12 protein-coding genes are annotated in these 11,936 nt (G+C 72.8%); 1 reads left to right on the plus strand and 11 read right to left on the minus strand.

The features are described from left to right. Window positions 1-163 (minus strand): MOSC N-terminal beta barrel domain-containing protein (locus N864_RS24190; protein ID WP_205620949.1); only part of this gene is annotated, 163 nt, incomplete at its 3' end. After that, window positions 160-2,100 carry a M3 family metallopeptidase gene (locus N864_RS13805; RefSeq protein WP_240474328.1) on the minus strand — a complete coding sequence of 647 codons (1,941 nt, stop codon included), beginning with the start codon at window positions 2,098-2,100 and terminating at the stop codon, window positions 160-162. The genes N864_RS13805 and N864_RS24190, both read right to left, overlap by 4 nt. A gap of 96 nt (window positions 2,101-2,196) precedes the next feature. Between N864_RS13805 and N864_RS13810 the strand changes: the two genes are divergently transcribed. Beyond that, window positions 2,197-3,480: an NAD(P)/FAD-dependent oxidoreductase gene (locus N864_RS13810; protein ID WP_034717763.1), complete on the plus strand. Its 1,284-nt coding sequence runs from the start codon at window positions 2,197-2,199 to the stop codon at window positions 3,478-3,480. Between the two features lie 126 nt (window positions 3,481-3,606). Here N864_RS13810 and mutM read toward each other — a convergent pair whose 3' ends face one another. From mutM to N864_RS13855, 9 genes are all read right to left on the minus strand, one after another. Further along, complete coding sequence (mutM, locus tag N864_RS13815; protein WP_034717765.1) at window positions 3,607-4,464, minus strand: bifunctional DNA-formamidopyrimidine glycosylase/DNA-(apurinic or apyrimidinic site) lyase; 858 nt, start codon at window positions 4,462-4,464, stop codon at window positions 3,607-3,609. A gap of 6 nt (window positions 4,465-4,470) precedes the next feature. Further along, window positions 4,471-5,217, minus strand: a complete 747-nt coding sequence (gene rnc, locus N864_RS13820; RefSeq protein ID WP_240474329.1) for a ribonuclease III — start codon at window positions 5,215-5,217, stop codon at window positions 4,471-4,473. Window positions 5,218-5,224: 7 nt separating this feature from the next. Beyond that, window positions 5,225-5,419, minus strand: a complete 195-nt coding sequence (gene rpmF / locus N864_RS13825; RefSeq protein ID WP_034717768.1) for a 50S ribosomal protein L32 — start codon at window positions 5,417-5,419, stop codon at window positions 5,225-5,227. A 1-nt stretch (window position 5,420) separates the two neighbouring features. Next, window positions 5,421-5,996 (minus strand): YceD family protein, encoded by a 576-nt coding sequence (locus tag N864_RS13830; RefSeq protein WP_034717771.1) that lies wholly within the window; start codon window positions 5,994-5,996, stop codon window positions 5,421-5,423. A gap of 153 nt (window positions 5,997-6,149) precedes the next feature. Beyond that, window positions 6,150-6,656, minus strand: coding sequence for a pantetheine-phosphate adenylyltransferase (gene coaD, locus N864_RS13835; protein WP_034717786.1), 507 nt, complete (start codon window positions 6,654-6,656; stop codon window positions 6,150-6,152). Window positions 6,657-6,666: 10 nt separating this feature from the next. Further along, complete coding sequence (gene rsmD / locus N864_RS13840; RefSeq protein WP_034717773.1) at window positions 6,667-7,248, minus strand: 16S rRNA (guanine(966)-N(2))-methyltransferase RsmD; 582 nt, start codon at window positions 7,246-7,248, stop codon at window positions 6,667-6,669. A gap of 4 nt (window positions 7,249-7,252) precedes the next feature. Further along, window positions 7,253-9,475: an ATP-dependent DNA helicase RecG gene (locus N864_RS13845; RefSeq protein ID WP_034717776.1), complete on the minus strand. Its 2,223-nt coding sequence runs from the start codon at window positions 9,473-9,475 to the stop codon at window positions 7,253-7,255. Window positions 9,476-9,477: 2 nt separating this feature from the next. Continuing rightward, complete coding sequence (locus N864_RS13850; RefSeq protein WP_051518573.1) at window positions 9,478-11,166, minus strand: DAK2 domain-containing protein; 1,689 nt, start codon at window positions 11,164-11,166, stop codon at window positions 9,478-9,480. A 118-nt stretch (window positions 11,167-11,284) separates the two neighbouring features. Next, a partial coding sequence (locus tag N864_RS13855) for a fructosamine kinase family protein (RefSeq protein ID WP_034717778.1) occupies window positions 11,285-11,936 on the minus strand: 652 nt, incomplete at its 5' end.

Consider the following 11,936-nt stretch of genomic DNA (forward strand, 5'->3'; position numbering starts at 1 on the left):
GCGCCGTGACCTTCTCGCCCGAGGGGTCGACGATCCCCCACCGCCGGTCGCCGATCAGGCCCCGTGCAGCGACGCCGGCCGAGTCGCACGCGACACCCGCGAGGGACTTCACCGGATAGACGTGCAGCCTCGTGACCCGCCCGACCGGGACGGCCGTGCTCACTCGGCGAGCCAGGCGGCATACGCGTCGAACGTGTAGGGGCGCCCGAGGAAGTCGGCCACGAGGTCGGCGGCGTCACGGCGGCCGCCCTGCGCGAGCACCTTGTCACGGTAGGCCCGGGCCACCTCCGGGTCGAAGAGGTCGTTGCGGTCGAACGCCGAGAACATGTCCTTGGCGATGACGAGCGACCACATGTACGTGTAGTACGCCGAGCTGTAGCCGTCGAGGTGCCCGAAGTGGCACTGCATGTGGGTCCCCGCGATGTACGGGAAGACCGAGTAGCGCCCCATCAGCTCACGGAGCCGCTCGGTGAGGTCCGGCGTCTCGTGCACATGGAAGTCGTAGGAGAGCGCGGCATAGAACATCTGGGTGCGCGCGTCGTAGCCCTTGCCGAAGTCGTCGGCCTCGCGCATCGCGGCGACGAGGTCCGCCGGGATCGTCTCGCCCGCCTCGTTCCGGGCGAAGGTGGCGAGCACGTCCGCGTCCCAGGCCCACTCCTCGAGCATCTGGCTCGGTGCCTCGACGAAGTCCCACTCGGTCGCCACGCCGGAGAAGCGCACCCACTCCTGGTCGCCACCGACGACGTGGTGCACGAGGTGGCCGAACTCGTGGAAGAGCGTGACGACCTCGTCGTGCTCCATCAGGCCGCGGTTGAAGTTGCAGACGAGCACCCCCTCCGGCAGCTGCACCCCGCGCACCCCACGGACGAGGTCGAACTGCGCGGCATGCTTGTACTTGCCGTCCCGCGGGTGCAGGTCGAGGTGGATCCGGCCGATCCGCTCGCCGTCCCTGGCGACGTCGTAGGTCGCGACATCGGCGTGCCAGGTGCCGGCCGCCTCCTGCGACACGGGGGTCCATTCGAGCCCGAACAACCGACCGGTGACGTCGAGCAGCCCCTGCCGGACCGCCTCGAACGGGAAGTAGGTCCGAACGCGCTGGGCGTCGACGGCGTGCTGCTCCTTGCGCACGAGCTCCGCGTAGTACGTCGCATCGGCGCCGTCGATGTCCGTCGCGTCGGGCCGGTCCTGCTGGAGCCGCTCGAGGAGCACCGCCTTGTCCCGCTCGGCGCGCTCCCCCGACAGGGCGGTGATCCGGTCGATGAACTCACCGATCGCCTGTCCCGCGCCGATCATCTTGACCTCGGCGTCGTAGTCGGCCCACGTCGCGTACCCGAGGAGCGAGGCGTGCTCGCGGCGCACCGCGAACAGCTTCTGCAGCACCGCGTCGTTGGCCGGCCAGGCGATCGTCAGGAACTGCGTGACGAGCTCACGCCGTGCGTCGGCGTCGTGCGCGAAGGTCCGGAACGGGATGACGTCCGGGTAGTCGGTCGTCACCGTGACGAGGCCCTCCTCGTCGACCGGGTGCGCCTCGACCCAGTCCTGCGGCATGCCGGCAAGCTGCTCCGGCCGGACCCGGATGCTGCGCACGTCCTCGCGGATGTTCTTGCTGAACTCCTGGCTCAGCAGGATCGCCTGCTCCGACAGCTCGCGCAGCCGGGCGCGGGTCGCCTCGTCCCGATCGACACCGGAACGGCGGAAGTCGCGCAGCGTGTGCTCGAGCACGCGGCTTGCGTCGGCGTCAAGGTCCGTGTCGTCCAGGTCGGCGAAGACGGCAAACAGCTCGGTGTCGAGCCCGAGGTCGGTGTCGAGCTTCTGGACGTCCTGCATGAGGTTCTCGGCGCGCTCGCGGACGTCTCGGTCCGGGTGCACCTCGGAGAAGAGGGAGGCGATCGACGCCGCGTTGCTGAGGGCCGTCTGCGCGTCGTTCCAGACCCGGAGCACCTGCCGCGCCTCGCTGGGCCGCTGCGCCTTGAGGTCGTCGACGAGCCGTCGCGCCTCGGCGAGCTGCGCGTCGCCGCGCGCGCCCATCCAGTGGGGCCACTCGTCGGGCGCGGGCAGGGACAGCAGGGTGGGCTCAGTGGCGGTGGGGTTCGCAGTCACGAGGGGAGCGTATGCCGCTCACCCCGTTCCCGGCGACGGGTTTGCCCCCGCTGCAGCGGGCCATCCGCGCGCGGGCCCGCGGCATACGATCGGCACATGTCGAAGCCGCAGGCCACCCTCGTCGTCGGAGCCGGGCAGGCCGGGCTCGAGCTCGCCACAGCCCTCCGGGACCTCGGCGATGCGGCGCCCATCGTGCTGGTCGGCGAGGAGCCGGTCCCTCCCTATGACCGTCCGCCGCTGTCGAAGGGCTACCTGGCGGGCACGCAGCAGCTCTCCGACCTCGTCTTCCACCCGGAGCTGTGGTTCGCTGAGCAGGACATCGAGCTCGTGCTCGGCGACGCCGTGACGCGGCTCGAGCGCGACGGGACGGGTGGGCGTGCGACGACGGCCTCCGGCAGGGTCATCGAGTTCGGTCGGCTCGCCCTCGCGACGGGCTCGGCCAACCGACAGCTGGACCTGCCGGGCGCAGACCTGGACGGCGTGCTCGACCTCCGCTCGGTCGCCGACGCGGACCGGCTCGGCGAGGTGCTCGCCCGGCTGGCCGGCGCAGACGGCGCCAACGGTGGCCGGCTCGTCGTCGTCGGCGGCGGCTTCATCGGCCTCGAGGTGGCGGCGGACGCACGCCTCAAGGGGGTCGAGGTGACGGTCCTCGAGGCAACCGACCGCCTGCTCGGGCGGGTCGTCTCCCCCGAGCTGTCGGACTTCTACCTCGCTGCGCACCGCCGTCGTGGGACCGAGGTGCTCCTCGAGTCGACGGCGACGCGGATCCGGGGCGACAGGGACGGGGACGGACGGGTCCGTGCGGTCGAGCTCGCCGACGGGCGCGTCGTCGAGGCGGCCGCCGTGCTCGTGGCTGTCGGGGCCGAGGCGAGGACGGAGCTGGCCGAACAGCTCGGGCTCGACGTCGACGGCGGCATCGTCGTCGACGAGCATGCGCGGGCCTCGGACGGCGTGACTGTGGCCGTCGGCGACTGCACGAGCGTGCCGAACCCCTACACCCGCGGCACCCCGGGACGGCTACGCCTCGAGAGCGCGCAGCACGCCTCGGACCACGCGCGGACGGCCGCGTCGACGCTGGTCGGTGGCGGAGCGGCATACACGAGCGTGCCGTGGTTCTGGTCCGACCAGGGCGACCTGCAGCTGCAGATCAGCGGGCTCTACGCCGACGTCGACCGCACGGTCGTGCGCGGCGACCCTTCGGCCGAGCGCTTCACGCTGCTGCACTACCGGGACGGGCTGCTCGTCGCGGCCGAGTGCGTCGGCGCGCGCCAGGACCACATCGCCGTGAAGCGGGGGCTGGAGAAGGGCATGACGATCGACCCGGAGGCGGCCGCGGACCCGGCCGTGCCCCTGAAGCGGCTGCTCACCCCGGCGCCCTGACCGAGGCGGGCGGTCGGCCCCCGGGCGCCGACGAGCGCCCATGAGAAGTGGCATCGTTACCAGTTCTCGTGGCGTTCCCGGCCCAGCGGCCACGACAACTGGCGTTGCGACCAGATCTCGTGGTGGTCAGCGTCTGGGCAGGCGGGGCCGCGGCTGGCAGCGGGGGCAGGAGTGGGACGAGCGGTTCATGAACTGATCGCGGCGCATCAGCGTGCCGCAGCGGTCGCACGGCGTGCCCTCCCGCCCGTACGCGTGCAGGGACCGGTCGAAGTAGCCGCTTGCGCCGTTGACGTTGACGTAGAGCGCGTCGAAGCTCGTGCCGCCCTGGCCGAGTGCCTCGGTCATCACCTCGCGCGCGTGGTCCAGGATCCGGTGCAGGGTCGGCTTGGTCAGGCCCGAGCAGATCCGTTCGCCGTGGACCTCGGCCCGCCAGAGCGCCTCGTCGGCGTAGATGTTCCCGATGCCCGAGACGAGGGACTGGTCCAGCAGGGCCCGCTTGACCGCGCTGTCGCGCCGCTTCATGGCGAGCACCACGGCGCGTTGGTCGAACGCCGGCTCGAAGGGGTCCGGGGCGATGTGGGCGACGGACTCGGGGATGCCGCCCGGGCCGAGCGGCGACAGGGCGAGGCCCCCGAAGGTGCGCTGGTCGACGAACCGCAGCTGCGGGCCGTCGTCGCTGAAGTCGAAGCGCGCGTGGCAGTGCTTCTCGAGGGGCTCCTCGGCGGGCTCGACGAGCATCTGGCCGCTCATGCCGAGGTGGATGATGAGCGCCTCCTCCCGGTCGAGCTCGAGCCAGAGGTACTTCCCGCGGCGCCGCGCAGCGGAGACCGTGGCGCCGCTGAGGCGGTCTGCGAGGTCCTGCGGGCCCGGTTCGTGGCGGCGGGCGACCCGGTCACCCGTGATCGTCGCCCGCTCGATCCGGCGGCCGACGACGTGGTCGGCGAGGCCGCGGCGGACGACCTCCACCTCGGGCAGCTCGGGCATCGGCGCTCAGGAGGCGGTGGTGGAGCTGGCGTTGAGCCGGTGCCAGGCCTGCTTCGCGGCCTTCTGCTCGGCCTCCTTCTTGCTGCGCCCGTCCCCCTCGCCGAGAACCCGCTGACCGAAGACCACCTGTGCGTGGAACTCCTTCTCGTGGTCCGGCCCCGTCTCGTCGATGACGTAGTCGGGTGTGCCGAGCTCGGCCTCAGCCGCCTTCTCCTGCAGGGACGTCTTCCAGTCGAGCCCGGCGCCGAGTTGCGCCGCGTCGGCGATGAGCCCGTCGAAGTGGTGGTGGATGAAGCGCCCGGCGCCGGTCATGCCGGCGGACAGGAACACCGTCCCGATCAGGGCCTCCATCGTGTCGGCAAGGATCGAGGCCTTGTCGCGGCCACCGGTCGCCTCCTCGCCCTTGCCGAGCATGACGTACTGGCCGAGGTCGAAGGTGCGGGCCACCTCGGCGAGCGCCCGCATGTTGACGACGGCGGCACGCAGCTTGGCCAGCTGCCCCTCGGGCAGGTCCGGGTGGCCCAGGTAGAGCGTCTCCGTCACGACGAGGCCGAGGACGGAGTCGCCGAGGAACTCGAGCCGCTCGTTGTTGGGCAGGCCGCCGTTCTCGTAGGCGTACGACCGGTGCGTCAGGGCACGCAGGAGCAGCGGCTCGTCGACCTCCTGACCCACCACCTCGGTGAGGTGGTCGACCAGGAGCTCGACGGGCCGCTGTGGGACCGCCCCGACACCTGCGATCTCGGTGTCAGCCACGGCAGGCTCAGGCCTGGTGCTCGGTGCGCTCGGCCTCGGCGTACTGGCGGCCGTTGTAGGTGCCACAGTTGGGGCAGGCGATGTGCGGCTGCCGCGGGGCGTTGCAGCGCGGGCACGTGGTGAGGGTGGTCGGCGTAGCCTTCCAGTTCGCGCGGCGCGAACGGGTGTTGGACCGCGACATCTTCCGCTTCGGGACAGCCACGTCATTTCCTCTTCTCTTGCGGGTCGTCCCCCAGCAGTCCGCTGAGGGCCGACCACCGTGGGTCGATCACTTCATGATGGTGCTCCGGGTCGTCCGCGAGGCGGATCCCGCACTCGGGGCACAGCCCCGGGCAGTCCTCGCGGCACACCGGCTGGAACGGCAGCGTCGGAACGACTGCGTCCCGGATGACCGGCTCGAGGTCGACCAGGTCGCCCACGAGCTCGTACACCCCGTCCTCGTCCGAGTCGGCGCCCACCTCGTGGTGGTGTGCCGCCCGATCGGTGTAGGCGAACAGCTCCTGGAACGTCCCCTCGACCGGCAGGTCGACGGGATCCAGGCACCGCACGCAGGCACCGGTCGCCGTGCCGCGGACCGAGCCCGTCACGAGCACGCCCTCGACGACGGACTCGAGCCGCACCTCGACCTCGACCGGTGAGCCGGCCTTGATCGAGATGATGTCGGTCCCGAGGTCCTCGGGCAGCTCCACCGTCCGGTGGAGCTCCTGCATCGTCCCGGGTCGCCGCGTCAGCTCTCTGGTGCTGATGACCAGGGGCGAGCGCGGGTCGAGACGGTCCATGGCTCCAGACGGTGGTTGACGGGATCGGTCCCCGTCACTGCAGACGTGGACCGACGGACAAGGTTACCGGAGTGGTGTGCACCACCCAAATCAGTCGCGTCGGGGCCCCGGCCGCTGCCCGCGGCAGGCGGCCAGCCGTGCGCAGCGCGGCGGTCAGCCGTGCGCAGCGCGGCGGCCGACCCGATCGCGCAGCGCCTTGTTGACGGGCTCGGGGACGAGGCCGGTCACGTCACCGCCGTAGCGCACGACCTCCTTGATGAGCGAGCTCGACACGTGCTGCCACTCGGGCGCGGCGACGAGGAAGAGGGTCTCGACCCCGGTCAGGTGGTGGTTCATGTTCGCCATCGGCAGCTCGTAGGCGAAGTCGGTGCCGCCCCGCAGCCCCTTGACCATCGAGGCGGCCCCGACCTGGCGGCACACGTCGACGACGAGCACGTCGGCGAAGGCTTCGATGCGCACGTTGTCGAGGTCGCCGACGGCGCTTCCCAGCAGGTCGAGGCGTTCGTCGATGGTGAAGGTGCCGTGCTTGGCGGGGTTGTGCAGGATCGCGACGACGACCTCGTCGAAGAGCCGGGCCGCCCGGGCGATGACGTCGATGTGCCCGTTCGTCACGGGGTCGTACGAGCCGGGGCAGACGCAGCGGCGCGGGGAGGTCGTCACGGCCACCAACCTACGCGACGCCGTCGGTGAGCGGCGGCTCGGCGAACCACACCGCCGTGTCGCCGTAGCGTTTCTCCCCCGACAGCTCGAGGCCCTTCGGCCAGGTCGGCTGCGGCGAGCGCGTGGACCGCTCCACGACGACGAAGGCGTCGGGGGCGAGCCAGCCGCGCTCGACGAGGGCCGTCAGGACAGCCGTGAGGGCCTCCTCCCCCACGTCGTAGGGCGGGTCGAGCAGGACGAGGTCCATCCGTATGCCGCCGGGCGGGCCTCCCGACAGGACGCGCAGCACCGTGTCGGCCAGGACGCGGACCCCGGGCCTGCCGACCGTCCGGATGTTGTCGCGAATGACGGAGACGGCCCTCCGGTTCGACTCGACGAGCAGGACCAGCTCCGCGCCCCGGCTCGCCGCCTCGAGGCCGAGCGCACCCGAGCCGGCGTAGAGGTCGAGCACGTGGGAGCCGGTGAGCAGGTGCCGGTGCTCCAGGCGGCTGAAGAGGGCCTCGCGCACCCGGTCGGAGGTCGGTCGGGTGGCGGCGCCTTCCGGGGTGCGCAGCTGGCGTCCGCCGGCCGTGCCGCTGATGATCCGGGTCATCCGGTCACCCGCGCTCGAGGAAGGCGGCCTGCTCCTCGTCGAGCCGGGTCGCGACGGCGGCGGCGAGGTCGGGGTGCTCGGCGAGGGTCGGGTCGGCGGCGACGATGGCGAAGGCGTCCTCACGGGCATCGGCGATGATCTGCTCGTCCTCCCGTCGGCCGAGCCGCAGGTGCCGGACGGAGTTGCCACCGCCGCTCTGCCGTGCGCCGAGCACGTCCCCCTCCCGGCGGAAGGTGAGGTCGAGTCGGGCGAGCTCGAAGCCGTCGGTGGTGCCCGCGACCGCGTCGAGCCGCTCCAGCGCTGCCGGGCCGGGTGACTGCGTCATGAGCAGACAGAGCCCGGGCACGCTCCCGCGGCCGACCCGGCCCCGGAGCTGGTGCAGCTGGGAGATGCCGAAGCGGTCGGCGTCGACGACGACCATGACCGACGCGTTGGGCACGTCGACACCGACCTCGATGACGGTCGTCGCGACGAGGACGTCGATCTCCCCCGCGCCGAACGCGCGCATGGTCTGGTCCTTGGTCTCCGGGTCGAGCCGGCCGTGGAGCACGGCGATCCGGCAGCCGGCGAGAGCCGGATTCGCCCGCAGCTGCTCGGCCATGACGTGGACCCCTGTCAGCTCCCTGGCCTCGGCTCCCTCGTCCGGGGCCACGTCCCAGTCGCTCGCCTCCTCGTCGGTGGAGTCGCCGGCTCCGGGGCTGCCCGGCTCGAGGTCGCCGATGCGCGGGCACACGACATACGCCTGGTGCCCGGCGGCCACCTCCTCCGCGACCCGTTGCCACGTGCGGTCGACCCAGCCCGGCTTCTCCGCGTCGACGACGTGCGTCGTGATCGGCGAGCGCCCGCGGGGCAGCTCGCGCAGGGTCGAGGTCTCCATGTCGCCGAAGACGGTCATCGCGACGGTGCGGGGAATCGGCGTCGCCGTCATGACGAGCACGTGCGGCGGTCGGGCAGCCTTCTCGCGCAGGGCGTCTCGCTGCTCGACGCCGAACCGGTGCTGCTCGTCGACGACGACCAGGGCGAGGTCGGCGAACTGCACGTGCTTCTGGATGAGGGCGTGGGTCCCGACGACGATGCCGGCCTCGCCGGAGGCCGCGTCGAGCAGCGACCGCTTGCGGGCCGCGGCCGACTGGCTGCCGGTCAGCAGCGCGACCTTGGTGCCGATGTCGCTGCCCCCGAGCATGCCGCCCTCGGCGAGGTCGCCGAGCATCGCCGTGATGGACCGGAGGTGCTGCGCCGCGAGGACCTCCGTGGGTGCGAGGAGGGCCGCCTGGCCGCCGGCGTCGATCGCGGCGAGCATGGCGCGGAGCGCGACGATCGTCTTGCCGGATCCGACCTCGCCCTGGAGCAGCCGGTTCATCGGGCGGTCGCTCCCGAGCTCCTCGGCGAGGACCTTGCCGATCTCGCGCTGCCCGGCGGTGAGCTCGAACGGCAGCCGCTCGTCGAAGGCCGCGAGCAGTCCCCCGGGCCGGGGCAGGCGGGGGGTGGCCGGGACGGCCTCTGCAGCGTGCCGGCGCTGGGCGAGGATGGTCTGCAGGGTGAGCGCCTCGTCGTACTTGAGCCGGGCCAGGCCCCGCCACGGCTGGTCGTCGAGCCGCGGCCGGTGGACCAGCTCGAGCGCCTCGGCGCGCGTCATCAGCCGACGTTGCTCTCGGACGTGGGCCGGGACCGGCTCGCGGACGCGGTCGACGGAGTCGAGGGCCAGCTCGACCATGCGCCGGATCGTGAACGAGTAGATCTTGCCGGTCGCGGAGTAGACCGGGATCTGGTGCGTCCGGTAGTGCTCCACGAGCTGTGCCGCGTCCTCACCGGACGAGAACAGCTCGTAGTCGGGATGGGTCAGCTGGAGGCGGTGCCGGTAGTCGCCGACGGTGCCGGCGAAGAACCCACGCGCCCCCGGCTGCAGCTTCTGCTCGTGGCCGTAGGACGAGAAGAAGGTGAGGTCGAGCTCGTGGCCCCGGCCGTCGGAGAGCACGACGGTGAGCAGCTTGCCCTTGCGCCCGCGCATCGGCCGGGAGGACGAGCGGGCGACCTCCGCGACGACCATGACCTCCTCCTCCGGGCGCAGCTGCGACAGGTCGGTCAGCTGGCCCGGCTGCAGGTAGCGGCGGGGGGCGTAGTCGAGCAGGTCGCCGACGGTGTGCAGGCCCTTGGTGCGCGCCAGCTGCTCGGCGTGGCCCTTGCGGACGAGCTTCGACAGTGCGGTCTCCTCGGTGACGGCCACCATGGTCACTCGACCCCCAGCAGGAGCGGGTAGACCTGCTGACCGCCGCGCAGGACGGTCGACTCGACCTCGCGGCGCTCGTGGCGGGCGGCCTCGGCGACCGCCTCGCCGAGGTCGAGCGTCGCACCGTCACCGACGATCACGGTGAGCAGCTCGCCGCCACTGGAGAGCAGGCGGGCGCCGACGGCCGCCCCGACCCGGGTCAGGTCGGAGCCGACGATGACGATGTCCTCGTCGACGATGCCGAGCACGTCTCCCGGCTCGCAGCGCCCCCCGGAGGTGAGGGCCGAGCGGTCCGCGATCGTGACCGCACCGTGGCGGGTGCCGGCCGCCGCGAACTGCATCGCCAGCACGTTGGCGCCCGCCGAGGCGGACGGCTCGAACACCGCGATGGCCGCGACCCCCTGCACGGGGGTGTGGGACCGGACGACGAGGGCCTCGATGCCCTCGTCGGCGACGGCCCGGGCGGCCGCCGCGGCGGCCAGCTCGGTGTCGCCGTCGTTGGGCAGGATGATGACGCCGTGAGCCCCCGCCTCGTGGCGCTCGCGGATGGCGGCGATGAGCTCACCGGTCGTCGTGCGCTTGCCCGGACCGGTCGACAGGACGGCCGCCCCCGCCTCCCGGAAGAGCTGGGCCAGTCCGTCGCCCGCCGCACAGGCGATCAGGCCGGTCCCGTCCGGGGCCGGGTGGCCCGGGGGCAGCCGGGGCGGCTGTGGCGCGTCCTGCGCGAGCCGGGCCACCCGGACCTGGTGCGGCCGGCCCGCCTCGATGCCCGCCTCGATGGCCGCGCCGACGTCGTCGACGTGGGCGTGGACGTTCCACGTGCCGTCGGCACCGACGACGAGGACCGAGTCGCCGAGCTCGACGAGGCGCTGCCTCAGCACGTCGGCGCCAGCGTCGGTCGCATCGCCGAGCAGGTACATGACCTCGTACTCCGGTGCGGCCTCCTCGGCTGCCGGCTCCGTGTCGAGCGGGACCGGCATGGCCGCCGGTCCCAGCGGCCGCAGGCCCCGACGGCCACTCTTGGCCAGGCTGAGCACCAGCCGTCCGTCGTCGCCGGCGCACAGCCGCTCCAGGCACTCGAGCAGCAGCACGAGACCGGCACCGCCGGCGTCGACGACACCGGCCCGGGCGAGCACCTCGAGCTGTTGCGGGGTGCGCTCGAGCGCGGTCCGGCCCGACTCGAGGGCGGCGCGCGCCACGGCGTGCAGTCCTGAGGCCGCCTCGGCAAGGCCACCCTGCGAGGCAGCTCTCGAGACCGACAGGATCGTGCCCTCCCGGGGGTCGGTGACCGCCTCCCAGGCACGCCGGTCGCCGGCGACGAGTCCCTTGGCGAGAGTCGCCGCGCGGATCACCGCCTCGCCCTGGCAGGCCTCGGCGAGCCCGCGCGCCAGCTGGGACAGGATGACGCCGGAGTTGCCGCGCGCGGACCAGAGCAGGTTCTTGGCGAACACGACGAGCAGGTCGCCGGCGCCGGTGTCTGCGGGCTCCGTGAGGGTGCGGTCGACGGCGCCGTCGAAGGTGAGGAAGAGGTTCGTGCCGGTGTCGCCGTCGGGGACCGGGAACACGTTGAGGGCGTCGATCTCGGCGCGACGTGCGGCGAAGGCGGAGCGGACGAGCACGGCCCAACGACGGACGGCATTGACGTCCAGGACCTCGAGTCCCTCCTCGGGCGTCGGCGCTGCGCCTGGCATGGTGTCCTTCCTGCGTGCTGCTGCTCGGCAGGCTACTGCGTCGGGGCGACGGTGGCGCACACGCGCACGACGCGTCGGCTCGCCGGGGCGCCGCGTCGTCTGCAGTCCGGGGCCCCCGTCAGCGGTAGCGCCGGGCGACCGCGACAAGCTTGTCGCCGTATGACGGCCCGTGCGAGACGGCGTGGACGGCGAGTGGGTGCAGCTGGTGCAGTCCGATGAGGTCGCGCCAGCCGCCCGGGAGGGAGGCCGCCTCCGCGTAGGAGTCGAGGACCCGCTCGAGCCCCGGCGCACCGAACAGCGACAGCATCGCGAGGTCGGTCAGGCCGTGGCCGCCGTGGGCGGCAGGATCGATGAGGCACGCGCCGTCGCCCGTCCAGAGCACGTTGCCCGACCAGAGGTCACCGTGGATCCGGGCCGGGGGTCGGCCGTCGTCGAAGGCGCCGGCCGCGATGTGGTCGCAGAGGTCGTCGAGGGCACGAACCTCCCGTCCGTCGAGGTGGCCGACGCGCTCGGCGGCATGCACGAAGGGGCGCACCCGTTGCTCGGCGTAGAACCGGCCCCAGGTCGGCTCCGGATCGTTGGTCTGGGCCTGGCGTCCGATCCACGCCGGGCCCTCCCAGCCCTCCGGCGGCGACCCGAAGGCCGGCGCGCCGGCGGCGTGCATCGCTGCCAGCGACCGGCCGAGGGCCGCGGCGGCCGACGAGGTCGGGGAGGCGACGGGCACCGGCTCGAGCTCGATGAAGTCGTCGCCCACGTCGAGCACCTGCACG

It is taken from the genome of Intrasporangium chromatireducens Q5-1, assembly GCF_000576575.1.
Lineage (GTDB): Bacteria > Actinomycetota > Actinomycetes > Actinomycetales > Dermatophilaceae > Intrasporangium_A > Intrasporangium_A chromatireducens.

What these genes read in the sequence shown, in the direction of transcription:
- N864_RS13830 (WP_034717771.1), bottom strand. Translation starts at nt 5,996, where the DNA reads ATGGACCGTCTCGACCCGCGCTCGCCCCTGGTCATCAGCACCAGAGAG.
- N864_RS13810 (WP_034717763.1), top strand. Translation starts at nt 2,197, where the DNA reads ATGTCGAAGCCGCAGGCCACCCTCGTCGTCGGAGCCGGGCAGGCCGGG.
- N864_RS13850 (WP_051518573.1), bottom strand. Translation starts at nt 11,166, where the DNA reads ATGCCAGGCGCAGCGCCGACGCCCGAGGAGGGACTCGAGGTCCTGGAC.
- N864_RS13845 (WP_034717776.1), bottom strand. Translation starts at nt 9,475, where the DNA reads ATGGTGGCCGTCACCGAGGAGACCGCACTGTCGAAGCTCGTCCGCAAG.
- rsmD (WP_034717773.1), bottom strand. Translation starts at nt 7,248, where the DNA reads ATGACCCGGATCATCAGCGGCACGGCCGGCGGACGCCAGCTGCGCACC.
- mutM (WP_034717765.1), bottom strand. Translation starts at nt 4,464, where the DNA reads ATGCCCGAGCTGCCCGAGGTGGAGGTCGTCCGCCGCGGCCTCGCCGAC.